The 26,785-nt window shown below is 46.1% G+C and carries 17 protein-coding genes and 1 pseudogene; 13 read left to right on the forward strand and 5 right to left on the reverse strand.

Annotated elements, in window-relative coordinates; all coding sequences use genetic code 11:
- The first annotated feature begins 797 nt into the window (after positions 1-797).
- The 3 genes from AC4II3_RS12420 (at position 798) to AC4II3_RS12430 (ending at position 2,956) form a co-directional block, all read left to right on the forward strand.
- The gene (locus AC4II3_RS12420) at positions 798-1,766 is read left to right on the forward strand and encodes a hypothetical protein (protein WP_488009240.1); all 969 of its coding nucleotides are present in this window, start codon (positions 798-800) and stop codon (positions 1,764-1,766) included.
- Positions 1,767-1,793: 27 nt separating this feature from the next.
- Entirely contained in the window at positions 1,794-1,958 is a 165-nt protein-coding gene (locus tag AC4II3_RS12425) for a hypothetical protein (protein ID WP_488009238.1), read from the forward strand.
- Positions 1,959-2,047: 89 nt separating this feature from the next.
- The gene (locus tag AC4II3_RS12430) at positions 2,048-2,956 is read left to right on the forward strand and encodes a PEP-CTERM sorting domain-containing protein (protein WP_488009236.1); all 909 of its coding nucleotides are present in this window, start codon (positions 2,048-2,050) and stop codon (positions 2,954-2,956) included.
- 515 nt (positions 2,957-3,471) lie between these two features.
- Here AC4II3_RS12430 and AC4II3_RS12435 read toward each other — a convergent pair.
- A pseudogene (locus AC4II3_RS12435) lies at positions 3,472-3,625 on the reverse strand (ISKra4 family transposase); the annotation flags it as partial.
- A 364-nt stretch (positions 3,626-3,989) separates the two neighbouring features.
- Between AC4II3_RS12435 and AC4II3_RS12440 the strand changes: the two are divergent.
- From AC4II3_RS12440 to crtA, 9 genes are all read left to right on the forward strand, one after another.
- The gene (locus AC4II3_RS12440) at positions 3,990-5,123 is read left to right on the forward strand and encodes a DUF1702 family protein (RefSeq protein ID WP_488009234.1); all 1,134 of its coding nucleotides are present in this window, start codon (positions 3,990-3,992) and stop codon (positions 5,121-5,123) included.
- The gene (locus AC4II3_RS12445; RefSeq protein WP_488009232.1) at positions 5,120-7,099 is read left to right on the forward strand and encodes a CRTAC1 family protein; all 1,980 of its coding nucleotides are present in this window, start codon (positions 5,120-5,122) and stop codon (positions 7,097-7,099) included. Before AC4II3_RS12440 ends, AC4II3_RS12445 begins: the two co-directional genes overlap by 4 nt.
- Positions 7,096-8,040: an enediyne biosynthesis protein UnbU gene (locus tag AC4II3_RS12450; protein WP_488009230.1), complete on the forward strand. Its 945-nt coding sequence runs from the start codon at positions 7,096-7,098 to the stop codon at positions 8,038-8,040. The genes AC4II3_RS12445 and AC4II3_RS12450 overlap by 4 nt, the downstream gene beginning before the upstream one ends.
- Positions 8,041-8,043: 3 nt before the next feature.
- Positions 8,044-14,022, forward strand: a complete 5,979-nt coding sequence (locus AC4II3_RS12455; protein ID WP_488009228.1) for a type I polyketide synthase — start codon at positions 8,044-8,046, stop codon at positions 14,020-14,022.
- Between the two features lie 400 nt (positions 14,023-14,422).
- A complete protein-coding gene (locus tag AC4II3_RS12460) occupies positions 14,423-15,427 on the forward strand; it encodes a sulfite exporter TauE/SafE family protein (protein WP_488009226.1) in 1,005 nt (334 codons plus the stop codon).
- Positions 15,427-15,849 (forward strand): acyl-CoA thioesterase, encoded by a 423-nt coding sequence (locus AC4II3_RS12465; RefSeq protein WP_488009224.1) that lies wholly within the window; start codon positions 15,427-15,429, stop codon positions 15,847-15,849. The genes AC4II3_RS12460 and AC4II3_RS12465 overlap by 1 nt, the downstream gene beginning before the upstream one ends.
- A gap of 11 nt (positions 15,850-15,860) precedes the next feature.
- Positions 15,861-17,060, forward strand: a complete 1,200-nt coding sequence (locus AC4II3_RS12470; RefSeq protein ID WP_488009222.1) for an ABC exporter membrane fusion protein — start codon at positions 15,861-15,863, stop codon at positions 17,058-17,060.
- Entirely contained in the window at positions 17,060-18,214 is a 1,155-nt protein-coding gene (gene devC, locus AC4II3_RS12475; RefSeq protein ID WP_488009250.1) for an ABC transporter permease DevC, read from the forward strand. Before AC4II3_RS12470 ends, devC begins: the two co-directional genes overlap by 1 nt.
- A gap of 142 nt (positions 18,215-18,356) precedes the next feature.
- Positions 18,357-19,187: a cyanoexosortase A gene (crtA, locus tag AC4II3_RS12480; RefSeq protein ID WP_488009220.1), complete on the forward strand. Its 831-nt coding sequence runs from the start codon at positions 18,357-18,359 to the stop codon at positions 19,185-19,187.
- 282 nt (positions 19,188-19,469) lie between these two features.
- Here the strand turns inward: crtA and csaB are convergent, their stop codons facing one another.
- Both csaB and AC4II3_RS12490 read right to left on the reverse strand, forming a co-directional pair.
- Positions 19,470-20,513: a polysaccharide pyruvyl transferase CsaB gene (gene csaB, locus AC4II3_RS12485; protein ID WP_488009218.1), complete on the reverse strand. Its 1,044-nt coding sequence runs from the start codon at positions 20,511-20,513 to the stop codon at positions 19,470-19,472.
- Positions 20,514-20,594: 81 nt separating this feature from the next.
- A complete protein-coding gene (locus AC4II3_RS12490) occupies positions 20,595-22,124 on the reverse strand; it encodes a YifB family Mg chelatase-like AAA ATPase (protein ID WP_488009216.1) in 1,530 nt (509 codons plus the stop codon).
- A gap of 534 nt (positions 22,125-22,658) precedes the next feature.
- Here AC4II3_RS12490 and AC4II3_RS12495 point away from each other — a divergent pair.
- Entirely contained in the window at positions 22,659-23,705 is a 1,047-nt protein-coding gene (locus tag AC4II3_RS12495) for a Fic family protein (RefSeq protein WP_488013425.1), read from the forward strand.
- 35 nt (positions 23,706-23,740) lie between these two features.
- Here AC4II3_RS12495 and AC4II3_RS12500 read toward each other — a convergent pair whose 3' ends face one another.
- Positions 23,741-23,866, reverse strand: a complete 126-nt coding sequence (locus tag AC4II3_RS12500) for a hypothetical protein (protein WP_488013427.1) — start codon at positions 23,864-23,866, stop codon at positions 23,741-23,743.
- A gap of 98 nt (positions 23,867-23,964) precedes the next feature.
- Positions 23,965-26,694, reverse strand: coding sequence for a hybrid sensor histidine kinase/response regulator (locus AC4II3_RS12505; RefSeq protein ID WP_488013428.1), 2,730 nt, complete (start codon positions 26,692-26,694; stop codon positions 23,965-23,967).
- Positions 26,695-26,785 lie beyond the last annotated feature (91 nt).

A 26,785-nucleotide genomic window follows, 5' to 3' on the forward strand; every position in this document is an offset into this window, starting at 1 on the left:
TTAAGAAAAATTCATCAAAAATTTTTAGCTCTGTCAGGATTTTATGAAAAACTCAGGAAAGTTTTAGTACTCATTCATCCGGGATTACACGGAACACTCATTGACCAAGGTTAATGCTTACAAATGAGTCATACTCAATGGTTAATTATCTAGTAATGAGAGAAAATTATAAATGGGTAATTTGCCTCCATTGTCTCTTTTTATCACCAGTTAATTTCCTGTACAAACCCTTAATCTGAGATCTGGCACCATTGTGATTAATCTACGATTTATCCTACGGTGGGCAGTGCCTACCAAGGCTATGGCAAGCTTCGGAATCTGTCGAAAGCACTGCCCAGCCTACATGAACTATGGCAAGCTTGGTGAATCTATCGAAAGCACTACCCACTATAAATTACAGAGCGCAAATGTAAAGAAAAATAACAATACTCAAGTCTCAGCTTCAAACTGCAGCTTGTTGAGTATACTTACATAAAGATCCTGTTAAATTTACTTAGATCAAGGTAGGTTTTAAGCGCAATCAAACATACCTAACCGGAAAAGTGTTTTCTATATCATTCCCATCTTTACAGGGCAATATCTACCAATAAATTAGGTTCGCTAAATGGTGTGATTCTTGGGATAAAACCTAGGGAATATGAAATTAATAACCAAGTATCTGTATTAGAGGATGTTTTCAAGGTTTCATAGACTACCTCCAAGCCATTCAATGACATGGTTATAAGAAGACATTCAGCCATTAAAATCCAAGGTTGGGAGTACACAAAGCTACTTTTAAACTATACTCTTCCAGACTTATGTTGCCATTTACTAAAGTTTTAGGTCACAGGGACTCTAATTGGTTTTCCTACGTTGCTTATGGGTTAGGGATTCGGTCAGTGCTACCGATTCCGGAGTTTGTGCCCGCAGAGGATAAGAGCGATGTCACTATCACTATCGATCAGGTGCATTCTGTGTTTGACTATGTACCCGAGGAGGTAATCGAGCAGCCCTTAGCACTTCAAGTAGAAAGGGACGAAGCGGTCGTCTATGTCAAGGAGGCAGGTGTGTTTTTAGTGCAAGGGGGATGCAAGATTGTCGTCATTCCGGCACCGGATGTGGATGAGTTAAAGCTGCGACTGGCCTTGGTGGGTACCGTAATGGCGATTTTGCTGCAACAGCGGAGCCCGTTAGTACTTCATGCTAGTGCGGTAGAAATCGATGGCAAAGCTGTTTTGTTCTTGGGCAACTCTGGTCAGGGAAAGTCAACGATTGCTGCAGCATTGCAGGCCCAGGGATATGCAGTTGTTGCCGATGATGTGGCTCCAGTGAGCTGGGAGGAGGGCAAGGCTATGCTTGCACCTGGATTTCCTCAAATTAAGCTCAGTCGGGAGGTAGCGGAGGTGCTTGGGTACGATTGGGAATCGCTATGGCAGCTGCACCCAAAGTTAGAGAAGCGGGGTTTGCGGTTAGCGCGGAATTTTCCGCAAAAATCGTTGCCGATTAGTCGGATTTATCTTTTGGCTTCTGGATCACAGATAAAGTGCGAGCCGATGAAAAAGCAAGCGGGGCTAATAGCTCTGATGCAGCATTCGGAGTTGATGAAGTTATTTAGTTCTGGGGAGGTGATGCAGTTTGAAAGGTGCGCCAGTCTTGCTAAATCTTGCAAAGTTGTTTATTTACAGCGGCCTCGCAACTTGAGTTTGTTATCAAAGTTGATCAAGGTCGTGGAAGAAGATGTTCGCGGTTCTTTACTGCTGACAAAGAAGAGTTATTTGGCTTGTTGAATTGTTAAAACCAAAGGAGTTAATGAGATGAAACAGGAATGGAATACACCAAAACTAGAAATTTATGGTGCAGTGGAAGAGGTGACGGAAGTTGGTGTTAAGGATATCGCGAATGGTGTAGCGGGAGCTGTAAAGATCGGTAAGTTTCTTTTACCTAAGGGGTTTGGTCTATTTGCTAGTCTTCAGATTTGACACTGGATTTTGATTCACTAGTTCAATGTTTTGAGCGACTTAAGTCGCTCAAAAATGATCCAATATCTTTACACATTAGGAGAAGCAAAATGAAACTATTTTCTTCGCAAAAAAATGTCAGTAAGGCTATACCAGTTTTGGGTGCAGCAGGGTTAAGCGCGATCGCGCTTCTGGGTATGGCGAAACCTGCAAAGGCTTTCAATATTGGGAAAGGTTCAGATTATCTTGTTACCCCTCCTGGGTCATCCTATGATTTTGGAGGCGTAATTGGGCTGGTTGAATTTGAGGGGGTTCCTCTTGGAATAGGGGACTCAGATGCAGATACTGTTATTCAGCGGCAAGAAAATGCTATTTTCGACGACAACAATGACGGTATTGTTGAAAGAACTTTTGTGACTATTCCTATCGAAATGACAAGGCTTTCTTTGAAAAGTGTCAACTCTGTAGATATTGGTGGATCCCCTTTTAATGTATTTGTTAGTCTTACACCGGGGACGAACTCAACAGGCACGATGACCATTAACCATAATGTCGATAGTGACAGGCGTTTCATCGACGACCCCAATGGTTTCGAAGGAACCTTTACATCTGATTTTGATGTCTTCTTTGATGCCACATTTAAACCTGTAAATGGTGGGACTGGTGAGTTCACGGTTACTGATACGGCTAACCTTGTAAATAATGGTGCGAATTGGGATCACGAGCCAGGTCAGGATCCTATCCTGGTCACAGGCCCTCTAGGGAACCAGGATGCTAATTGCCACGTTGGTGCTGTGTCTAGTGGTGTACCTCCTTGCGATGACACAGACTTCTTTACCAGTCGGGCTATGCATGGACCAGATGATATTCATATAACAGAGCCAAGTCAATGCGATGGGGACTGCACAAAGCCAGTTCCTGAACCCCTTACTATCCTTGGATCAGTTACGGCTCTTGGAGTTGGGGGTTTGCTCAAACGAGAATCTTCGAGAAAGCGCAAACAAATGTCGAAAGCATAAACCCATCGGGGAGAGAAGATCACAGCTCTAACGGCTTAACCCCTATGTCTTGCAGCCTCTGTCTCAGCCGCTCCGACCGCTGCTTTTTCTGCTCCAGTTGAGATTTTGCTCGTGCTGCCACTTCCTCTAGAGTCGGGAGTAACAGTCCTTCAGCTGTAAAAAAGTGCAGTTGTGATTAATGAATCCCCAAATACAGCCCTAGCTGTTGACTTCACAACTGGCCATCAGCATTTGTTTAGAGTTTTGAGGCCCCCAAAGATAACAAACCGGATACGCTTACACTCCGGTTAAATACAATTGAGGCTGAGTGGCTTGGCGATTGACGGTTATAGCTCTAGGAATTGGAGGCTTCCTTAAAATGAAGCATGCCAAAAAAATCAAGACATCATAAGAACAAAATGTGTCTTTATCCTATCAGATTCATTAGTAAACTCTGCTCAACTATAATGTTGATTTAGGTAGGGTTATCTGGCTCAGTTACTGGTTGTTATATTTGGGGCAATTCAAACTCAAAACATCTCATAGCTCACATGCTCGAGAATGTGATCACGAACTGCTTCTTCTATGCCTGCGGTCGGTTTGAACCTGTTCGGGGTCTGTTTCTTTGTAGAGCAAAGCGGCAATTGCTCGGGCGTGAGCTTTGATTTGGGCATGTTTGTCAGCATCCATTACCAGCACTGATCTGATCTATGGTCAACTTTTCAAAGCTTAGCTCTGATTGCTCAAAACAGAACTTCAGTATTGATACTGGCTGCAAAATCGGGATGCACTCAGGTATAATTATAAAACAAAAAAAACTAAAATTTTTATCGTGATTGCAAGCCGATACTTGGTAAAAATAATACTACCAAGTATCGTGATATAAGCATCTATGATTGTCGTGACAAAAGACTGCTTTTGATGGAATTTTATTTGATTTTTTTTAAAGCCTGAATAAACCTGAATTTAAACCTGAATAAACCTGCACTTTTTAAGGATTTTGGCTGTTAAAAATTGAAATAATCTAAATCCTTACCTGAATAAGGAGGCCATTGTGCGCCATTATTTTTTTACCCAATCACACCCTAGTAAACGTGATGCAATCCTAACTCTTAAAGCAGAGGTTACTCATCCACAAACCTCTGTTCCAGTAATCTCTAAGTGGGGAAACTTGCGTCAGCAATTGTTTGGCATCGACCCTAAGGAAACTACTTTTATCCAAAGAGGATTTCGGCCTGGAAATGTTCAAGCACAACAACGATTAGAACAGATCGGTTACACATTTTTACAGGGCTATCATGCTGCTCTTGCAGATGATAAACCGGATACCCTTGCACTCCGCTTAAATACCATTGAGGCTGAGTGGCGTGGGTTTGCCTTTGAAGGCGCAGCCATGGGGTTAGCGTTGTTGGACGCCTTAACCCCCTGGCCACAAAATCGGCTGCCAAAATTTATGGCCGGTCCCGGTGCCGCCCATATCTACATGGTCCATGTGGGAGCAGGCTGGATACTGGCTCGACTACCTTGGCGACGTCGTGTGTATCTTACTCAGCTTAACTGCATGGCAAATGCACAATCCAACATCCAAAATCGAACAGCAATTGATCCGTTGCTAGGTTGGTTGGCCATTGACGGTTATGGCTTCCATGAGGGCTATTTTAACTGGCCTCGCACTGTGGAACAAAAGACCATTCCCAAAAAACTTTCTGGCTACGCCAGTCGAGTGTTTGACCAGGGTCTGGGTAGAAGTCTTTGGTTTGTCTGTGGGGCAGATTGTAATCATATTCCCCTGAAAATCAGTACTTTCGATGCTAAGAGACACGCAGATCTTTGGAGTGGGGTTGGTTTGGCTTGTGCCTACGCTGGGGGTGTGGATCCGGCTGCTATCGACGCTTTAAAATCAGCTGCCGGGAAGTACCAACCTCACCTTGCTCAGGGGGCAGCGTTTGCCGCTAAGGCTCGTCAAAAAGCAGGCAACCCCACTGCTCATACAGAGATAGCGTGTCAGATCTTGTGTGGCATGGGTGCTGGTGCTGCAGCGGAAGTTACAGATCAAGCCCTGGAAAATTTGCCCCCTGTTTCATCTCCCCAAGCTGGGGTTGAAGGTAAACAAGAAGGAGCAGAACCAGCTTACGAAATCTGGAAACAGCGTATTCAATCGCACTTTTCACGGGAGATGAAACCATGAGAATTTTATTACAGTTTCTGCAAGATCAGGGGAAACGACTGGTCGCAATTACCTTGATCTGCAGCTTATTCTGGTTTACCCGCTTGCCCAGTTTGTCGGCAACTGAAAGAAACTCGATGGCATCTCGTTTTCACTTTACCCGTCTGCCATTACCAGAGCTGGCCTCATCAACCTCTAAATCAATCCGCTCAGTTCACCCTAGCTTAGAACAGCATTCGGCATGGATTTCCTCAGTAGGGGCTGCGATCGCACTCAATGATTTAGATAATGATGGTCTACCCAATGATGCCTGCCACGTGGATCCCAGAACTGATCAAGTGATTGTATCACCAGTACCAGGCACGGGCGATCGCTATGCCCCTTTTGCCCTGACACCAACCGCAGTTCCCTATGACTCACAAACAATGGCACCGATGGGCTGTCTATTCCATGACTTCAATGAAGATGGACAGACCGATGTACTGGTTTACTACTGGGGTAGGACTCCAGTTGCATTTCTAAAAAAGGCAAGGCTGGAAGGGACTAGCCCCTTGAATGCACTGAGTTATGTTCAACAAGAAATTGATACTAGTGGAGAGCGTTGGTATACCAATGCAGCCACCTTTGCTGACCTTGATGGAGACAGTCACTATGATCTCATCATCGGTAACTATTTTCAAGATGGTGCTCGCATTCTAGATGCCCATGGCTCAGGGACAGAATCTATGCAGCATTCTATGACCCGAGCATACAACGGGGGTAGCAATCATATCCTCCGGTGGAAAGAAGCAACTGTAGGGGCTCTACCAAGGGTCAAGTTTCAAGACATTACCGGGGTGATCGATCAGAACGTGGCTCACGCTTGGACTCTGGCGGTGGGAACTGCAGATTTAGATGGAGATCTGCAACCAGAAATCTATTTTGCTAACGATTTTGGACCTGATCGGCTACTCCATAATCGTTCCCGACCTGGCCACTTAGAATTTGCCCTGCTAGAAGGACAGAAAGGGTTGACGACTCCTAACTCTAAGGTATTAGGCAAAGATTCTTTTAAGGGAATGGGGGTAGATTTCGGTGATATCAATGGAGATGGATTACTAGATATCTACGTCAGCAACATTGCCGATGAGTATGCACTAGAAGAAAGTCACTTTCTATTTACCAGTACTGGCAAATTGGAGGATATGAACCAAGGGATTGCTCCATATGTTGATCACAGTGAGCCCCTGGGAGTATCTCGCAGTAGCTGGGGTTGGGAAACAAAATTTGGTGATTTCGATAACGACGGTGAATTGGAGGCACTTCAAGCAACCGGCTTTGCCAAAGGAACGATTGATCGATGGCCTGAGTTACATGAACTCGCCATGGGTAACGATGAACTGTTGAGCCATGCCAATATCTGGCCTCGCTTCCAGTCTGGGGATGATCTAAGTGGTCAGGCCCACAACCCATTTTTTGTTCGCGCAAAGGATGGTCGGTATTACGACTTGGCCAAAAACTTAGGGCTGGCTACACCCCAAGTAACACGGGGAATTGCCACAGCTGATGTGGATGGGGATGGGGATTTAGATTTTGCGATCGCAAATCAGTGGGAGCCCTCCTATTTCTATCGCAATGACAGCAATGGTACCGCTGGTGCTGCACTCAACTTAACGCTTTTACTACCTGTTCCTTCTGATCCTTTGTCCTTAGGAAGACCCGCTATCGGTGCAGCTGCCATTGTCCAACTTCCCAATGGGCGGTCTTTAGTAGGGCAAGTTGATGGCGGGAATGGACATTCGGGGGCTCGCAGTTCTGAGCTGCACTTTGGCTTAGGCCACGTTCAGGCCACCAGCTCTCTCCCTGTAGAACTTCATTGGCGTGGGAGTAATGGCCAGACTCAGCAAGCAACCGTGAATTTATCTCCCGGATCTCACACGTTGATTTTGGATGAGGATAACTTGCTGACCTATGTTAACCCCACAAACCTTGTTGCAGTGGTAGAGGAAAAATTATGAATGCACAATCCAAATGGTATCAAACTAATCGTCTGGGGGGCTTACGACGGTTTGCGATCGCAATTACAGTCTTGAACGTGCTGGGTCACACCGTTCTAGGGTTCGAGCAATCTTGGATACAACCTTTAGTTGCTCTTGCCACAGCCTATAGCGTTGAGATTCTTCTGGAATTGTTGGATAGCTGGAGCAACGATCACCGTCCTCGGTTTTTAGCAGAAGGAAACCGTGGAACCCTCTTTTCCCAAAAATTCATTGATTTTCTGTTGCCCGCTCACATTACCGGCTTAGCGGTAGCAATGCTTCTCTATGCAAACGAACAGCTGTTGCCCATCGCCTTTGCCACCACAGTTGCCATAGCCTCAAAAGCTATTTTCCGCGTACCTGTCGGCAAGAAAACCCGACACTTTCTGAATCCTTCTAACTTTGGTATTACCCTGACGTTGCTTCTATTTCCCTGGGTTGGCATTGCCCCTCCCTATCAATTTACTGAAAACCTGGTTGGCTGGAGTGATTGGCTACTTCCTGGCTTGATAATTTGTTCGGGAACGTTTCTCAATGCCCGCTTTACAGGCAAACTCCCACTGATTCTGAGTTGGGTTGGGGGCTTTATTATACAAGCGTGCTTGAGGAGTTGGATGTTTGACACACCCCTGCTTGCTCCCCTGATGCCTATGACAGGAGTTGCGTTTGTCCTTTTCACCTTCTACATGATCTCCGATCCGGGAACAACCCCCATCAAGCCTCTGAATCAGATCATTTTTGGGGGTTGTGTTGCAGCAACATATGGTCTTTTAATGCTGAATCACATTGTATTCGGTTTCTTCTTTGCATTGACCCTTGTGTGTGGGGCCAGGGGTTTAGTTTTGCTCAGAGAAAGTCTTGCTCAACCAGCCTCATCAACCCGCATTTTAGTCCCTTCAACCATTACTGGGGAGGTCTAAGTCATGACCCCTGCGATCGCAATTGTAGGAATGGCCTGCTGCTATCCAGATGCCCATTCACCGGCTGAACTATGGGAAAATGTGCTGGCTCAACGGCGCTCCTTTCGGCGCATGCCTTCAGAACGCTTAAATTTATCAGATTATTGGAGCAGCAATCCCACTGTTCCCGATCGAACCTATGCTTCAGAAGCAGCCTTGATCGAAGGCTATGAATTTGACCGGGTTGATTTTCGGGTTGTGGGCAGTACATTTCGCTCTGCTGATTTAGCCCATTGGTTAGCCTTAGATATTGCCAACCGCGCCCTGGCAGATGCAGGGTTTCCCAATGCCGAGGGTATCCCCCGTGAATCGACAGGGGTCTTGCTGGGGAATACTTTAACCGGAGAGTTTTCCCGAGCCAACACGATGAGACTCCGCTGGCCCTATGTTCGCAGAGTAGTAGAAGCAACCCTAAGTCAAACCAATTATCCGCCAGAGCACTGTTCAGCTTTAGTGAAAATGCTGGAGCAACAGTACAAACAGCCTTTCCCTGAGATTAGTGAAGAAACCCTAGCTGGTAATCTATCAAATACGATCGCCGGACGCATCTGTAACTACTTTGATTTTAAAGGCGGTGGGTATGCCGTTGACGGAGCTTGTAGTTCCTCCCTTTTAGCTATTGCCCATGCTTGTTCAGGGCTGGTATCAGGGGACTTTGATGTGGCCCTAGCAGGAGGGGTAGATTTGAGTTTAGATCCCTTTGAACTGGTTGGTTTTGCTAAAGCTGGTGCTTTGGCGACCGACGAGATGAGGGTTTACGATGCCCGGTCTACTGGCTTTTGGCCAGGAGAGGGGTGTGGATTTGTCGTGCTCATGCGCCATGCAGATGCCATTGTCCAAAATTGTCCTATTTATGCAGTGATTCGAGGTTGGGGAGTATCCTCAGATGGCCATGGTGGAATGACCCGCCCTGAAGTTGAAGGACAACTATTGGCGCTTCAGCGAGCCTATCGTAGGGCTGGTTTTGGCATTGATACCGTTACCTATTTTGAGGGTCACGGGACAGGTACCAGTGTCGGAGATGCAACCGAATTAAAAACCCTTTCCCGTGCCCGCCAAGAGAGCAATCCCGATGCTCCAGTAGCAGTGATCAGTTCGATCAAGGCCAATATCGGACACACCAAAGCCGCCGCTGGCATTGCAGGACTGATAAAAGCCACTCTAGCGCTCCATCATCAGGTCATTCCTCCCATGCCCATGTGTGACCAACCTCATGGGCTTTTAACCGCAACAGATGCAGCCCTGAGGGTACTGCCCCAGGGAAAACTGTGGTCCGAGGACACTCCCTTGAGAGCTGGGGTCGGTGCCATGGGGTTTGGTGGCATTAATGCCCATATTGTTTTAGAAGGAAACAATGGCGATCGCCGTCACAGCTTGAATCATAACGAAAAAATCCTGTTACACTCCCCTCAAGATGCAGAACTTTTTCTATTCCAAGCTCAGCAGGTTGATCAGCTGCAACAGCAAGTTGCCCAGGTTCTGGAAATTGCCCCCAGATTATCACGGGCTGAAGTCACAGATTTAGCGGTTCACCTAGCTCAATCCCTGAGTCCTGGAACTGTGCGAGTGGCAATTGTGGCAGGAACCCCGATGGAGTTGACCACACGACTGGAGGTATTAGCCACCTGGTTAAAGGAAGGCATAACTGAACGTCTAGAGCCAGATACAGGTATTTTTCTAGGCAAGAGGACAACTCCATCCCGATTGGGATTTTTGTTTCCAGGCCAAGCTTCCCCCACCTATTTCAATGGCGGGTGTTGGGAGCATCGCTTTGATCAAGTCAGGGACCTCTACGCCCAAAATCCTTTGCCTCAACCAGAAGATGGTAAAGCCACTGCGATCGCTCAACCTGCTATTGTCAAAGCTTCCAAGGCGGCACTGCTGGTTTTAGAGCAACTGGGCCTAACAGCTGATATTGCAATCGGGCACAGCTTGGGCGAGATCACTGCACTGCATTGGGCAGGTGCTTTTGACCAAGACGCTCTGCTGGGAATTACTCAAGTGCGGGGACAAGCAATCACTGATTTCGGGAGTGCTACCGGAGCAATGGCTAGTATTCGGTCATCCCAGCAGGTGATCAGACAGCTGATAAATGGTTATCCTGTGGTAATCGCAGGTCTTAACACCCCCCAGCAAACAATTATTTCGGGGGAAGTGGATGCTATTATTAGTATTATTAATAAAGCACAGGCGCAAGGGCTTAAAGCGGTTACTTTGTCCGTTTCCCATGCCTTTCACTCTGATTTAGTGAGTGCTGCTGCTGAGCCTTTAGCTAAACACTTGGTGACAGAAACAATTCAACCCCTGCAACGCAAAGTGATCTCTACCGTCACAGGATCACTGCTGACCGCTGAGACAGATGTGCGATCACTTCTCTATCAACAAGTGACTGCCCCTGTTCGCTTCCTAGAGGCCATTACTCAGGCTAGCCAAGAGGTTGATCTCTGGATTGAAGTAGGTCCTGGTAGAGTGCTAAGCCGTTTGGCCAAAGACTGTGTAGAAACACCAGCGATCGCCCTAGATGCTAGTGGACCGTCGCTGCAGGGGTTACTCCAGGCAGTTGGGGCCGCTTTTGTGATGGGGAGTTCTATCGATCCAAATGCCTTATTTAGCGATCGCTTTACTCGCCCTTTCAATTTAGACTGGCAACCAAAATTCTTTGTCAACCCTTGCGAATTAGCACCTCAATTGCAGCTTCAAGAAGTATCAATTTCAACCTCTGATAACGGCAAGACCTCTATTCCTAAAACTGCTTTGGTCTCCCAGATGGGAATAGAGGCTGGAGGTAAGGGCTTTGATGCTTATCATCTAACGGAACAATCCATAGTTAACCAGAAGACATGGGAGACCCCCAAAGAACTGCTTCGGCAACTGGTAGCGCAACGGATTGAATTACCAACCACAGCCATTCAAGACAATCATCGCTTGCTCAGTGACCTGCATCTCAACTCTATTACAGTGGGGCAGTTGGTTGCAGAGGCTGCTAGGTCCCTCGCCCTTGAGCCGTCAGCAGCCCCCACAAACTATGCGGATGCCACAGTCGCAGAAGTAGCTCAAGCCCTAGGGGATTTAGTCCGTACAGGTAGATCTACACCCATCGACGGCGTGAATCAGCCTCCTTCTGGGATAGATGCTTGGGTACGAACCTTTACAGTCGAGTGGCGCGATCGCCCCTTATCATCACAACCCCATTCTCTTGACCCTGAAGGACGGTGGCAGATCCTAACAGCAAGTAATACTCCTTTTGCAGAAGTATTGCAGGAAGCCTTTCAAAGCTTTCCAGGCCAAGGGGTTGTGGTGTATTTATCCGTTGAGGAAGACAAACAGACTATTGACTGTCTCTTGTCAGGGGCTCAACAGGTTCTAGCCCAGGATGAAAACACCCACTTTGTTCTGGTGCAACATGCTCCCATCGGTGGGGGAGTTGCCCGGACATTCCATCTGGAAAACCCTCAGATTACGACTTGTGTCGTCACCATTCCCGAGGATCATCCTCAATCAGTGATCTACATTCTAGCTGAAGTCCAAGCCGCCAAGGGATATATCGAGGCTAGTTACGATCATCAGGGTAACCGACAGGTACCTATTTTGCAATTACTGCAATTAGAACAATGGCAGCAGGCCGCCCCAGAAATTCCTCTGACTGTCACAGATGTTTTGCTGGTGACCGGTGGAGGGAAGGGAATTGCCGCTGAATGTGCGTTGGCGTTGGCCCGAGAAACGGGGGTGCGTTTGGCACTCTTAGGGCGCTCACATCCAGATACGGATGATGAGTTGTTCCACAACCTGGAACGGATGCGAGTAAGTGGCGTTGAGGTGCTGTACGAAGCAGCAGATGTGACTGATGTGCAGGCTTTACAAAGGGCTGTGCAAAAATTTGAGACCCAGTTCGGACCCATTACGGCGGTGCTCCATGGTGCTGGGGTAAATACACCTCAACTTTTGACCACACTGACTCCAGCAGATTTCCACAAAACCTTAGGGCCAAAGGTTGAAGGGCTCAATAATCTATTGTCAACAGTCAACCCTCAAGCCCTCAAACTCCTGATCACCTTTGGTTCGCTGATTGCCCGCACTGGTCTGCGAGGTGAAGCAGATTATGCCCTGGCCAATGAATGGCTAGCCAATCTTGTCGAGAAGTTTCAGCATGCACAACCAAGCTGTCGCTGCCTGAATTTGGAGTGGTCCATCTGGTCTGGCGTTGGCATGGGCGAACGGTTGGGGCGAGTTGATGTGCTACTGCGAGAAGGGATTACACCTATTTCGCCGGATATAGGGATTTCTATCTTACGGCAATTGGTGGCTCAACCATTACCCGTGACATCGGTCGTGATTACGGGTCGGTTTGGGGAAGCACCCACCTTAAGGATGGAGCATCCTGAATTCCCCTTCTTACGATTTTTGGAGCAACCCAGAATCTACTACCCTGGTATCGAGCTGGTGGTGGACGCAGACCTCTCGGTCGGGACAGATCCCTATCTCAACGACCACGTCTATCAAGGGGAACGGATCTTTCCAGCTGTGATGGGGCTGGAAGCTATGGCTCAGGTGGTTACTGCTCTTGCAGGTCCCTTGAAATCCATCTGTTTCGAGGATGTTCAGTTTAATCGACCTGTGGTTGTTCCTGCCAATGACTCCCTCAAGATTCGCATTGCTGCCCTGGTGCGATCTCACAACTATGTGGATGTTGTGATTCGCACTGAACAGACAGCATTTCAGGTCGATCACTTTCGGGCAACCTACTCTATTAGTCACAATTCCACACTAAAACCACACAACCACATTCAGAAAAGTATTGTTCAACAACAGAATAGCTTGTCGAGCCTTTTTGGTTCCCCAAACTCAACCACTGAATGTGTTATTTCCCTCCACCCTGACCAGGATTTATACGGTGGCATTCTTTTCCACTCAGGTCGCTTCCGTCGCTTACGACAATACCACAAACTGCGGGCAAAAGAATGTATAGCGGAACTATTACCTGAACAGGAATCACTGTGGTTTAGTCCCTATCTGCCTGCTGATTTCCGATTAGGGGATCCTGCTGCCAGAGATGCTGCAATCCATGGGTTGCAAGCTTGTATTCCTCATGTGACTTTGTTGCCCGCTGGTGTCAAGCAAATCGTGATTAATCCTGGTTTATTTGAGCAACCTCGTTATATTCACGCCCAAGAGAGATCGCAGTTTCAAAACACCTTCATCTATGACCTAGAAATACTCAGTGAGGATGGCAAAGTTCTGGAGCGTTGGGAAGGACTTTGTCTTAAGGTGATCGGCTCAGTTAACACTCAGCAAACTTGGGCTGCACCATTGCTAGGTCCCTACCTGGAACGTCAAATTCATGAGCTCATCCCTGGTGCTGATATTGCAGTAGTTGTGGACAAGGACACTTCTATTGAACGAAAGGTGAAAAGAGATCGTACTATTGAAAACATTCTAAGCAATGGTAACGGAACCTCAACCTCACTCCATCCCCCTGTCCTCACGCACCGACCTGATGGCAAACCAGAAGTTATTACTGATGCAACAGGAATACACCAGGATAAGTCTGTATCCGTTAGCTATACCGGGGAGCTGATGTTGGCGGTTGCCGGAGCAACGTTAATTGGGTGTGATGTTGAACCTGTGGTTTGCCGAACTCTTGAGCTGTGGCAAGACTTGCTTAGTGCAGAGCGATTCAGCTTAGCACAGTTGCTTGTCCATGAGGCTGGCCAGGATCTGGATACGGCAGCTACCTGCATTTGGACGGCTTGTGAATGCTTGAAGAAGGCTGGGGTAATAGTTACTGCCCCCCTTGTGCTGAACTCTTCAGCCCCAGAGGGGTGGATTGTATTAAATACGGGTTCCCTGATCATTGCCACCTGTGTAGTGTCTGTTCAGGATATCCAAGAAAAATTAGTTCTTTCTGTGTTAACCCAAAAAGAGTTGAAGAATGTAGAATACTAGTTTTGGTTTAACCATAAATTTTCTCTAGCGCAGAGAAAAAATTACACCGATCCTATTGTCATAAAATAGTAACTGTTGGAAATTACTCATTTTTACTTGCAAAGGTGCTTTAGAGTAACTAGGCAAAAGTTGAACAAGCCAGTTCAGAATAAAAAACGACTGTGGAGAGTAGATTCATTACAATTATAGTCCCAAGAAAAATCGCTAAAAAATTTGAATGTTAATATATTAAAAGCAGCCAAAGTTAATATGCTACAATATTTGGGTGTTTTTTTATATAAAAATTGGTAGCTTCATAAAAAAAGAGCATTCCAAAAGGCATAAGAAAACTAAACCAACAGCATAACCTTCTGCAATTGTTAAGGCAAATTTTGAGACACGGAGAAGTCGAGAAGTGATAATGTCTGTTTATAAATACAGAGTTATGGTCATAATAGCTCTGACCATATGGACAACATGGCTGACCCTTCTCGGTCATCATCAAGCCTTTACCCATCTGATCAACCATTGGGAAATTGCCTTGACGATGGTCTTTGGTTCCATGATTGCTGGAGGAAGCAGCGTGGGTGGCGGAGCAGTTGCTTTCCCCGTATTTACCAAACTGCTGCAGATTCCAGCCCACGACGCCAAGGTATTTTCCCTAGCTATTCAAGCTGTTGGGATGAGTGCCGCCTCCTTAGGCATTTGGAGCACAGGCATTCACATCGAAGGTCGGGTGATCCGCTGGGGCAGTCTCGGAGGATTCCTCGGGATTTTTCTGGGGTTAGGGTTTTTCGCGCCTTTGTTGCCTCCCGATGTGATTAAAATGTCCTTCACCATTATGCTCAGTAGTTTTGCCATCACCCTTTTAGCCCTCAACAAGGGGAAGAGGCTATGTCATCGGGCTATCCCCTATTGGAATTTGCAGCAACGAGGACTAATTCTCCTGGCTGGAATATTGGGCGGCATCATGAGTGGGCTTGTAGGCAATGGCATTGATATTGTGATTTTTTCAGTGATGGTGCTACTTTTTCGTGTTAGCGAGAAGGTTGCTACGCCTACCTCGGTTGTGCTAATGGCCATCAACGCCCTAGCTGGATTGGTCCTGCAAGTTTTTGTCTTCCATGATTTCTCTGAGCAGGTGCAAGCTTATTGGTTTGCAGCCATCCCAATCGTTGTGGTGGGTGCACCGCTAGGGGCAATGTTGTGTAACTTGTTGCACCGTAAAACCATTGCCAATATCTTGATTGGCTTGATTGCGCTAGAACTGATCACATCCTTAGTTTTGATTCCATTAAGACCTGCAGTTATCTACGCTAGTTTAACAACACTAATTGTGTTTTCCTCCCTAAATTACTGGATGTACCGCACCCAAATCTATGCCATAACCAACCCAATTTCCATAAGTACTTTGAAGGATACCTAATGCAAACCTACGAATATTCCCACATCGTCAGCTTTGAAGAAACCAATCTTGTTGGCAATGTCTACTACGCCAACCATTTGAAGTGGCAAGGACGCTGCCGCGAGATGTTTCTGTATGATCATGCCCCGGAAGTCCTGGCAGAACTATCCCAAGGACTTGCCCTCGCTACCGTTCGCATCTCCTGCGAATATTTTTCTGAGTTATTTGCTTTCGACCGCTTGGCCATTCGTATGCAATTGAAAAACCTCCATCAAAACCGTATCACAATGCTATTTGAATACTGGCGACTAAACGATGCCGGTGAAGATTTGGTAGCTCGGGGTGAACAACAAGTCGCTTGTATGGGGCGTGAGGGAGACAAAACCGTCCCTGTTCCTGTTCCTCAAGTACTCCAGGCTGCACTTCAACCCTATGCTGCTTGACCTGATGCACTATGAGTGATTGGATACTAACAAAAGAATTGGGGTCACCCAAAGTACTGCTGCTAGGAGCTGCATTGGCTGTTGGGTCGGCTACTGCTACGGGTTTTACTGTTGCTCACAGTTTTTCACGACAACGAGCCACAGTTCAGAATTCTGCCAGCAATAATACTATTAACACCTCTGAGATTGGAGCTGTTGCTGCCCTTGGGCGGTTAGAACCAAAAGGAGAAGTTATCGAGATCTCGGCACCAAGTGAGGTAGGAGGCACACGAGTTAAACAGCTGCTGGTCAAACAAGGTGACAAAGTGCTCTCAGAACAGGTGATTGCGATTTTAGATAACCGCGATCGCCTGCAAGCCGCTTTAGAGAAGGCACAGACCGAAGTCAAAATTTACCAAGCCCGTCTCCATCAAGTCCAAGCTGGGGCAAAGCAAGGAGCAATTCAAAGTCAGGCACAAGTGGTTGAGCACTCCAAAGCAGAACTACAAGGAGAGGTTGCAACCCAAAATGCTAAGATTGAGCGTTTGGAAGCTGAGTTGAACAACGCCAGCGTGGAGTATGAACGCTATGAGCACTTGTACCAAGAAGGGGCAGTTTCAGCCTCTTTGCGAGATAACAAACGCCTGACCTTGGAGACTACCCAGAAACGTCTAATTGAGGCAAAACGAATTCGCCAAAAACTTCTGAATACCCTTCAAAATCGGGTTAAGCAAGCCCAAGCCACCCTGAATGAAATTTCTGAGGTGCGGCCAATAGATGTGGAAGTTGCGCGAGCCGAGCTAGAAAACGCAAAGGCCGGAGTTAAGCAAGCCCAAGCTAATCTAGATCTAGCTTATGTGCGTTCCCCTCGCAATGGTCAAATTCTCAAAATCCACACGTTTCCTGGTGAAACCGTTGACAAGAACGGTATTGTTTCATTAGGCCAAACTAACCAGATGTATGCTGTTGCAGAAGTCTATGAAACAGATATTAACTGGGTTCAGCCAGGACAACGGGCCTCGATTACTAGTCGAGGGTTTACAGGCAAACTGGAGGGTATTGTTGATGAAATTGGCTTGGAAGTAGCCAAAAAAGACGTGTTACAGACTGACCCTGCAGCTGATGTTGATGCCAGAGTGGTGGAGGTGAAAATCCGTCTAAGTCCTGATGATAGCCTAAAAGTAGCTGGTTTAACTAACTTGCAGGTTCACACGGTGATTTACATCCGATGATGTTTTACAAGATTCCCGTCGCCTGGTTACAACTTACCCATAACCGCACCAGGTTGTTTGTAGCCTTGGCAGGGATTGCCTTTGCCGTGATTTTGATCTTTATGCAGATGGGACTGAGGGCAGCCCTGTTTGAAAGTGCAGTGCGTTTGCACAGTAACCTCCAGGGAGAGATTTTTTTGATTAGTCCCCGCTCCACGGCCTTAATTGGCATGAGTCAATTCTCGGAGCGCCGTTTGTTGCAAGCTTTGGCTTTTCCTGAAGTAGAACTTGTGAGCCCAATTTATGTGGATTATGGTCAGTGGAAAAATCCCCAAACCGGTCAAACCCGTCAGATTTTTGTCACTGGATTTGAACCGAGCGATCGCATTTTTCAGCTGCCGGGGGTTGTCCAGCATACCGATGAGTTAACCCTGCCCGATACTGTTCTGTTTGATCAAGCTTCAAGGCCCGAATTTGGACCAGTAGCTGCCCAATTCCGTCAAGACAATGCTGTCAACACTGAAATTGAAGTCAGGCAGGTCACTGTGGTGGGCTTGTTCAAAATGGGTGCCTCCTTTGGTGCAGATGGCAATATCATGACAAGTAACGTAAACTTTTTGCGCATTTTTGATCGCCGTACCAAAGGCTTGATTGATATTGGTCTGATTCGACTCAATCCCCTTAGCAACGTGAATGAAGTTGTTGCGCGAATGCGACGCTATTTTCCCGAAGATGTCAAAGTTTTTACTAAGCAGGAATTGATTAGTTTTGAAAAAAACTACTGGCAAACTAGCACTGCAATCGGATTTATTTTCGATTTAGGAGTTGTGATTGGCTTGATTGTGGGCATTGTTTTTGTCTATCAAGTTCTCTATACAGATGTGTCTCATCACTTGCGGGAATACGCTACGTTAAAGGCCATCGGCTATAGCAATAATTATTTGCTATATGTGGTATTTCAAGAAGCATTCATTCTTGCGATTCTTGGCTATATTCCGGGATTTGCCATTACCTTAGGCATATATGACTTGACCCTCAAAACAACACTCCTACCCATTCAAATGGAGTTTGTTCGTGCCTTCAATGTCCAATTATTAACCATTTTAATGTGTTTCATAGGTGGTTTGATCGCTGTTACTCAACTCCAGAAAGCAGATCCAGCTGATATTTTTTGATTTAAAAATCACTAAAGTACAGCAGTTTGCAATTTGTACCTCACCCAATTGCAAACCGCTTTAATATGGTCATCATCCTTCCATGCAGGACGAAGAAACTTGTCTTGTGTCTAGTCAATCTCGGTAAAACTACCCTAATGATATGAAAGCAGCTCGATTTTCCCTGGTTAAACAATTAAACATTCCTGCCTTATTGCTCCTAGCAATAGGAGCGGGCTTGATGGCGATTCACCTAACTCTCAATCTCAGAGCCGAAAAATCGTCTCACCTTGCTCTTAGCATTGTCTTTTGGCTGGCAGCCTCTTCCACTCTTTGGGACAAACGCTATCAACTTAAACTCGGCAGCGGTATTCTCCCTTCTTTCTTTGGTGCATTGATCATTGCAGGGATTCTGGTTAAGAGTGGTGCTCAGCCTAGTGAAAAATTCCTTGGCTTCTCACCCTTTATTTCCGTCTTCGGTCTGGCTCTGCTTGCCTCTGGCTTTCGAGGCTTAAAACAATATTGGCAAGAACTCCTCATCCTCTTTACCCTAGGTGTTCCCAAACTTCTGCTGCCCTATCTCCCTGATATCACTCCCATTACCGCCAAATTCTCGGCTTTCGTGCTGTGGTACTCTGGAGCAAATGCCGTGTTGCAAGACTCCTACATTATCCTCCCCAAGGGTAGCGTGGAAGTGGTCCCGTCCTGTTCTGGTCTCAACTTAATCACCTACATGCTAGGGCTAGCTGTGATTGTGCTGGTAATGTTTCCCACCTCTGGCAGCCAAAAAATCATTGTTCCCATCGTTGCCGCTACCCTGGGTTTTATCGTCAATGGCATTAGGATAGCGATACTGGCACACCTCGCAGCCCCCTCCAGTGAAGCAGCCTTTGAATATTGGCACAGCCAGGAAGGTGCCCTGATCTTTGTGATGATTTCAGTGATCCTGTTTGGGGCTTACTGCTTGTTTATGCTGCAACAGTCTGAACCGTAAAGCCAAGCTGAGTTTTTTGAGATTGGTGAAAAGTCTTAAATAATCCAAATACTCTTCCCCCTATTCTCGATTCCCTAAGGGCCGAAGTTGAACACTTCTACTCCCCAGCTGTTGTAAAATTTTCAGATATTAAGGATTTAGAAAAAGGGTATACAGACTACCCATTCCTTGAAAAATAAACTAACAGCAAGGCAGAAAGCAGAAGGTAGAAGGCAGAAGCGCTGCATCCCTATTCCCTGTTCCCAGATCCGCTGTTCCCTTTGGTTAATTAAAAAGTAACAATTAACAAACTTCCATAAGCACATCCTGATGCATCCTTGCCCGGTCTACTAATGACTGAATTTGGTCTTTAGTCAATGCTTCACCATTAGCATAGTGTTCTAGCCAGGTTTTACTAATCACATTTGGGTCATCTGGTAAACTAGCAACATCCCATCCAGGTAAATCCAGTTGCTCCATCAAGTAGTTAACTTTGGGGTCATAACTGAGGGCAAAACATCGACATTCTTCCGCTGCTGCCATAATCAAACTGTGGTAGCGCATCCCAATCGCCATTTCCACCCCCCGAAATAATCCTTTCAATTCTCTAGGGTCTTCTATAGAAAAGATCTGATGGGGACCGGTTAACTCAGAGGCAATAGATTGGGCAATGGTGAAATCTCGGGAAGCTTGGAAAGGGACTAATAAAATACAGGTTTGTGTGGCTTTCTGAAAATCCACTAAGGCATGGGTCAGATTATTCAGGCGTTTGGGAGTTAGGGTAGAATGCGTACGCAAAGTAACTGCTACTCTTGGTGCTGGTAAATCCCACAATCCTGGTACAGGTTTGGAGTCTAATGCCCAAACTGGATCGGGAGCCATAATAAACGGAATTTCCCAATCCGCTAGCAGTGTCGCTGAGCCATAATCCCTGACACTGACTGCTGTACATCCAGTGAAGGACCGCTGGGCTAGGGAACTAATCAGCCGACGCTTAATTGGACCAACCCCCTGAGCCCAAGCAATGGTTTTCAGACCCATCCTTTGAGCTAATCCCATTAAACCACAGTAGTAGAGAGGGCTAGCGGCACTAGTCACATCTTGGATTAAACTACCACCCCCCCAGATGAATAGTTCTGAAAGCCGCATAGCCTTGAGCACTGGTAGGGTAGACATGCGATCGCAACTTTCCACTCCATAGCGCTGACGAGTTTGACTAGGGTTACCGGAAAGGACTATCGGCTTGACTGACTTTGGTAGCATTTGCAGCAGTGACGCTAACAATGCTTCATCGCCACCGTTGCCCTTGCCATAATATCCACATAAAACTGCTTTGACTTGCTTCATGCCTTCAACTCGTCTTGGCTACTACTCCCTATATTCCCATCCGTTAGATCCGTTAACCCATCAATTGCCCCTAATTGCATCTTATTGCATGCGATCAATAGTACGATATTGAATGGCTTCAGCAACATGTTCGGTTTTAAGGTCATCATTACCACTCAGGTCGGCAATGGTACGGGCAACTTTGAGAATACGGTCGGTGCCTCTAGCAGAAAGACCAAGTTTGCGAATAGCTGCTTCTAATACATTACGGGAAGTCTCATCTAATTGACAGAATCGACGTAGATGATAGCTTTGCATCTGAGCATTGCAATGAAGAGTGGGTTCAGTTTGGAAGCGGTGACGAGTGCGATCGCGTGCGACTTGGACTCGTTCTCGCACCGGTGCTGATTCTTCTCCTGTAGACTGTCTAGTGATTTCTTCAGGTTTAAGCCGATTGACCGCTACTTGTAAATCAATGCGATCCATTAATGGTCCTGATAGCTTCGACCAATATTGTTCCCGTTGGCGAGGGGAACAGCTGCAGGCTTGGATCGGGTCACCAAAGTATCCACAGGGACAGGGATTGGTACTAGCCACTAAGGTAAACTGAGCAGGAAACTGTACCGATTGGCGGGTGCGGGAAATAGTGACTTGTCCGTCTTCCAAAGGTTGGCGTAGGAACTCTAGGACATTGCGCTTGAATTCTGTCAACTCGTCTAAAAATAGAACTCCCCGGTGGGCTAAGGAAATTTCTCCCGGTTTCGGAAAACTACCACCACCCACAAGAGATGGGCCAGAGGCGGAATGATGGGGACTGCGAAAAGGGCGATCGCAAATCAGTTTGCCGCGATTTTTCAATAAGCCAGCAACAGAATAAATTTGAGTGACCTCCAAAGCTTCAGGAAAACTCAACGGTGGCAAAATTCCCGGTAATCGTCGCGCCAACATGGTTTTACCACTGCCAGGAGGACCAACAAAGATTAAATTATGTCCCCCAGCCGCAGCAATTTCTAACGCTCGACGCCCATGAGCCTGACCTTTAACATCCGTTAAATCCGGTGCGGTGGACTGGTAAACTTGCAACTCCCCCACACTATCCATCTCTACCGGTGAATAGCGGTTTGGCTGGTCAAGGAAATCAGCAACATCGGATAGGTGCTCAAATCCATAAACAGTGATGCCATTCACCACTGCAGCTTCTGTAGCATTGTCAGCAGGAACCACTAACCCAGTAATTCCCATTTGCTTTGCTGCCGCAGCAATTGGAAGAACACCAGCTACAGGTCGCAAACTGCCATCAAGAGACACTTCTCCGAGAAATAGGTGGTCTCCCAATAACTGAGGATTTAACTGTTCCGATGCCGCTAAAATACCAACACTGATCGGTAAATCAAAACTAGGACCTTCTTTCCGTAAGTCAGCCGGAGCCAGATTAATCACAATTTTGCGCATCGGAAAGGCAAAACCAGCATTTTTCAGTGCTGCTTTCACCCGTTCTCGGGACTCTTGGACAGCGGTATCCGGTAAACCAACCACTACAATTCCCGGTAAGCCACCGGACACATCTACTTCAACCCCTACTTTTACAGCATCAATGCCGATAATTGAACCACTCCAAACCCTAGCCAGCATAGTGTTAGCCTGATACGTGTTTTAGGACAAGGAAAATAAAATAAGGGGAGAGTAGGAAAACTCCCGATCTCCCCATTACCAGTCTCACTTTTTCCTACGTTTCTCTTTTTTACTTAAAGGCAAGTATAGTGCTTATCGCCTGGAGAGTTTAACCGGAAAATTACATAAATACTGATATCCTTTCCATAAAAGGGATGTAACCTAGTATTTTCGGGGAATCGGGAATCGGGAATCGGGAATCGGGAATCGGGAATCGGGAATCGGGAATCGCGAATCAGTAATCTTACGAGCATTAGCCATTAGCAATTACCTATTACCAAAAATCCAGGGACTACTTGGGAAGAGATTAATCGAACTTGAGATTACAGATAGTTTTACACTAACGCAACAATTATAGTAGACCTCTTACAAAAGTATTGTTCTGATAGTGTTTGTCTCAATTCTTGTTCCGATGATCCGCTGATCCGAAGTTTTCTGTTCCCTACAACTGCCGCCAAGTCTAGTATACTGAGGTTGGGTTTATAGGAATTACCCATGCAGTCGTTTGAACCAGGTTTTATTGAGCGCCAGCTTATTCCTCAAAATCTACTGCGTACTATCCGGCTGATTGGTGAGTACAAAGGCAAGCAAGAACTGTTCAAAGAACAGTCACCCCAAGTTTTGCAAACACTACGTCAGGCGGCGATTATTCAGAGTACTGAGTCCTCCAACCGCATAGAAGGCATTACAGTGCCCCTCGAACGCATCAAGGAACTGGTAGCTGAAAAAACTACGCCCCGCGATCGCTCCGAACAAGAAATTGCTGGCTATCGAGATGTACTTAGTACGATCCACAGCAGCTATGCTAACATCCCTTTCACTCCAGGGGTGGTGTTACAGCTGCATCGTGATCTTTACCAGTTTTCTGTTGGTGAGGGTGGGCGCTGGAAGTCGGTAGATAATCAAATCAGCCAAACTTATCCAGATGGTACAAAGGTTGTGAGGTTTCAACCACTTGCGGCTTATGCTACACCATCCGCAATGGAACGCTTGCACGAACAGTTCAATCGCCTCTGGCAGTCTGAGGAATTCGAACCTTTATTGCTCATCCCCACCTACGTCTTGGATTTTCTGTGCATCCACCCTTTTAGTGATGGAAATGGACGGATGGCTAGGCTGCTGACACTACTGTTACTATACAAAGCTGGTTACGAGGTGGGGCGGTTTATTAGTTTGGAACGCATTGTAGAACGCACAAAGGAAAGCTACTACGATACACTTTACCAGTCCTCCCAAAGCTGGCATCAGGGACAGCATAGTTTGTTACCTTGGTGGGAGTATTTTCTGGGAGTGTCGGTGCTATCGGCGTACCGGGATTTTGAGCAACGGGTTGGGTTAGTAACCTCAACCAAAGGCGCTAAAACAGCGATGGTGCTAGATGCCATTAACAATATAGTTGGAGATTTTTCGATCAAGCATTTACAGGAACAATGTCCTACTGTAGGAATTGATCTGATTCGCCGTATCTTGCGCCAGGAAAGGGAGGCTGGGCGGCTCGAATGCCTTGGGCGAGGGCCAGATGCCCGTTGGCGGAAGAAATAGGTACTGTACCTATTAAATAGGTACTGACCAGCTAGTTAGTACCTATTTAAGGGGAATTTCCGTTGCAGAAGCTGTGTGCTCAGGCTTGTGTCCGCACCTTCAAAGCCCCGTGGCAAGCACAACCGTTGCTCATCTAACTCCCCATCTCCCCATCTCCCCATCTCCCCACACTTACCATCTTTATAAGATTTACCACGCTTACCACGCTTCGGTATCTTTCCCTGTTCCCTGTTCCCTGTTCCCTGTTCCCTGCTATAGATTACAAATATTTTTCTACTAAGGCAAGAATCTTCTGTTCTTGAAACCCATGGGCTAACTCTTTGAGGTTGTTAGCAAAAGTCATGTATTTTTGATCGAGTTCTTCGAGGTAGATAGCTCGCTCCCGAATTTTTTTCATACTGCCCAACATCGCCAACTCATACAGCACTTCCATTTCTTCTAGTGGCGGAATCACTAATTCAGTTGGTTCCACTAAACCGTTTTCAGGGTTCATCTTTGAAAGCTGATCATTCTGTTCGTACACCCACTCCAGATGTAAATACTTTCCTAACAAGGTCAATAACTTTGGTTCATCTACGGGTTTGGATAAAAAGGCATCACAACCGGCAAGTTGACTCTTTTTCTGATCCATATCCAGTACACTAGCAGAGATAGCAATAATTGGCACTTCGCTAATCTCTGGGATTTGGCGAATTTCCTTAATGGCTTCAAACCCACTTTTAACCGGCATAACTAAATCGCTCAAAATCATATCCGGTTGCATTTGCTGAGCCAAGTCCACTTCCTGCTGACCATCTTCACCAGTGACCACGTCAAATCCCAAGGGTGCAAGCATATTCTCAAGAACTAAGCGGTTTTCGAGTTTGTCATCTACCACCAACAGCGTACATTTTTTTCCTCGATATCCTATAATTTTATCTGGAATTTTAGCTTGATTTTCCCCACTGATCGACCCAAGAGTAAAACTAACTTCAAACCAGACCCTTGACCCTTTACCCAATTCACTGGTGACCTTGAGTTCACCCCCCATCAATTCTACCAGTTGTTTGGTAATAGCTAATCCTAACCCTGTGCCCTCAGACCGACGTTGAGTATCACCCACTTGTTCAAAAGGTAGGAAGATTTTCTCTAACTGCTGGGGAGTCATACCAACCCCAGTGTCAATAATATCAAAACAAATAGTAGAAGTAGTAACGTGAGACTGCGTAACCGTCACCCCCAAGGTAACTTGACCTTGCTCGGTAAATTTAACGGCGTTTCCTAACAAGTTTAGTAAGACTTGTCGAAGTCGTTTTTCATCAGCTATAATTCCAATAGGTAAGTTAGAGTCAGGTTGGTATTTGAACAAAATATCTTTCTCCAACGCCCGCATTTTTATCACTCCCACAACACTGTCGAGGAAGTTAGCAAAATGGATATCATCGGGGTAGAGTTCCATTTTACGGGCTTCGATTTTGGATAAATCTAAGATGTCGTTGATTAGGGTCAACAAATGAATCCCGCTTTTGTGGATAATTTCTAAACCATCAGTTTGGCGGAAACTGAGATTATGCTCTCGCTTAAGAATTTGAGCATAGCCAAGAATGCCGTTGAGGGGGGTGCGCAATTCATGACTCATATTCGAGAGAAATTCGCTTTTAGCCTGGTTGGCAACTTCTGCTTTGTCTTTCGCCTCTGCTAGTTCCGCCGTGCGTGCTTGGACCCGTTGCTCTAAGGTTTCAAAGGATTCTTTCAGTTGCCATGCCATTTGGTTAAAGGATTCACTCAATTCCCCCACTTCATCCGAGCGCTTAATCGCTACAGTTTTATTCCATTTTCCTTTAGCAATGTCTTTAGCAGCCCTATTGAGATGTAAAATCGGTTTTATTACCCACCGTGCGGTAAAAATGCCGATAATTGTTGCTACAATTAGAGCGGAAATACACAGCAGTATCGAGAGCCTGGTATTGGCGTTAATTTCCGCCATAAAATCCGATTCTGGGATGACGACTACCACTAGCCAATCCAAACCGCGCTGGTTATTCAGAGGAGTAACTTGGATAAATTGACGTTCTCCATCAAGCTTAAGGTTAAACTGCTGTGCTGCTTCAATTTTGGAAAGATTGCCAAGGTTTTCAAGCAAATACTGTGCTGTAATTTGGGTTAATCGGTTTTGACTGTCTGTAGCCTTCAGTCGTTGAGCTTGATTGTCTTGATTGCTGAGCACAAAGGGTTGTTCAGATGTGGAACTAGCAATTAACTCTCCTGACGGTTCTAAAAGAAAAACTTGACCAGAAGGACTGATGGTGATTCCCCGCAAGAAATCACTAATCAGGCTAAGAATAAGATCCACAGCTATAACACCACGAAAATTTCCTGTCTCGTCTTGAACAGGAGCAGAGAAAGTGATTCCGAGTTTGCCATCATCGGAAAAGTTGTAAATTTTGCCCCATGTGGGTTTAGCTGACTCTACGGCAGTGATATACCAGGGCCTTTGGCGCGGATAGTAGGGTTTTGAGACCAACAACTCAGTGCGCTGACCTTGGTCATCTAAAGCATAGGTATTGCGCATATGGAAATCGACCATGTCCTTAACAACGAAGGTTCCATCTGGCTCCCGTCTGGCAAAGGCATATTCTAGCTTTTCCGGATTGCCTACCATATAAATGGAACGAACAGACTTACATAGTTTTAATTGTTTCCATAAGTGACGTTCCAAGACAGTAAGATTGTTAAAACTTAATTGTTGGAGCTGCCAAGCATTGATATTACTCTGAACAAGAAGATAAGGGTGATTTAAGTAATGCTTGAGATGCTCTTGGACGCGGTTAGTGATTTCGCTCTGTAACTGGAGTGCAAGTTTATTAACCGCTTTCTCCCCATTTCTAAAGGAAAGATATCCCACTAATCCAACCGCTGTGAAGATCTGCAATACAAAAGGAACAATCAGGACAGTTCCTAAGGAAACTTTGGAGACCAAACGGTTGAGGGGTTTGATGGTCATCGTCATGACTTTGAAAAAAACAATTGCTTTTCAACCTTGAGATAGATTCCAGGCAAACTGAAATGATGGTATTGCTAGCAATCGGCTGTTGACGATG

This window comes from Moorena sp. (assembly GCF_982860115.1).

What these genes read in the sequence shown, in the direction of transcription:
- AC4II3_RS12420 (WP_488009240.1), top strand. Translation starts at nt 798, where the DNA reads ATGTTGCCATTTACTAAAGTTTTAGGTCACAGGGACTCTAATTGGTTT.
- AC4II3_RS12425 (WP_488009238.1), top strand. Translation starts at nt 1,794, where the DNA reads ATGAAACAGGAATGGAATACACCAAAACTAGAAATTTATGGTGCAGTG.
- AC4II3_RS12430 (WP_488009236.1), top strand. Translation starts at nt 2,048, where the DNA reads ATGAAACTATTTTCTTCGCAAAAAAATGTCAGTAAGGCTATACCAGTT.
- AC4II3_RS12445 (WP_488009232.1), top strand. Translation starts at nt 5,120, where the DNA reads ATGAGAATTTTATTACAGTTTCTGCAAGATCAGGGGAAACGACTGGTC.
- AC4II3_RS12450 (WP_488009230.1), top strand. Translation starts at nt 7,096, where the DNA reads ATGAATGCACAATCCAAATGGTATCAAACTAATCGTCTGGGGGGCTTA.
- AC4II3_RS12455 (WP_488009228.1), top strand. Translation starts at nt 8,044, where the DNA reads ATGACCCCTGCGATCGCAATTGTAGGAATGGCCTGCTGCTATCCAGAT.
- AC4II3_RS12460 (WP_488009226.1), top strand. Translation starts at nt 14,423, where the DNA reads ATGTCTGTTTATAAATACAGAGTTATGGTCATAATAGCTCTGACCATA.
- AC4II3_RS12465 (WP_488009224.1), top strand. Translation starts at nt 15,427, where the DNA reads ATGCAAACCTACGAATATTCCCACATCGTCAGCTTTGAAGAAACCAAT.
- AC4II3_RS12470 (WP_488009222.1), top strand. Translation starts at nt 15,861, where the DNA reads ATGAGTGATTGGATACTAACAAAAGAATTGGGGTCACCCAAAGTACTG.
- devC (WP_488009250.1), top strand. Translation starts at nt 17,060, where the DNA reads ATGTTTTACAAGATTCCCGTCGCCTGGTTACAACTTACCCATAACCGC.
- crtA (WP_488009220.1), top strand. Translation starts at nt 18,357, where the DNA reads ATGAAAGCAGCTCGATTTTCCCTGGTTAAACAATTAAACATTCCTGCC.
- csaB (WP_488009218.1), bottom strand. Translation starts at nt 20,513, where the DNA reads ATGAAGCAAGTCAAAGCAGTTTTATGTGGATATTATGGCAAGGGCAAC.
- AC4II3_RS12490 (WP_488009216.1), bottom strand. Translation starts at nt 22,124, where the DNA reads ATGCTGGCTAGGGTTTGGAGTGGTTCAATTATCGGCATTGATGCTGTA.
- AC4II3_RS12495 (WP_488013425.1), top strand. Translation starts at nt 22,659, where the DNA reads ATGCAGTCGTTTGAACCAGGTTTTATTGAGCGCCAGCTTATTCCTCAA.
- AC4II3_RS12500 (WP_488013427.1), bottom strand. Translation starts at nt 23,866, where the DNA reads ATGGGGAGATGGGGAGATGGGGAGTTAGATGAGCAACGGTTGTGCTTG.
- AC4II3_RS12505 (WP_488013428.1), bottom strand. Translation starts at nt 26,694, where the DNA reads ATGACGATGACCATCAAACCCCTCAACCGTTTGGTCTCCAAAGTTTCC.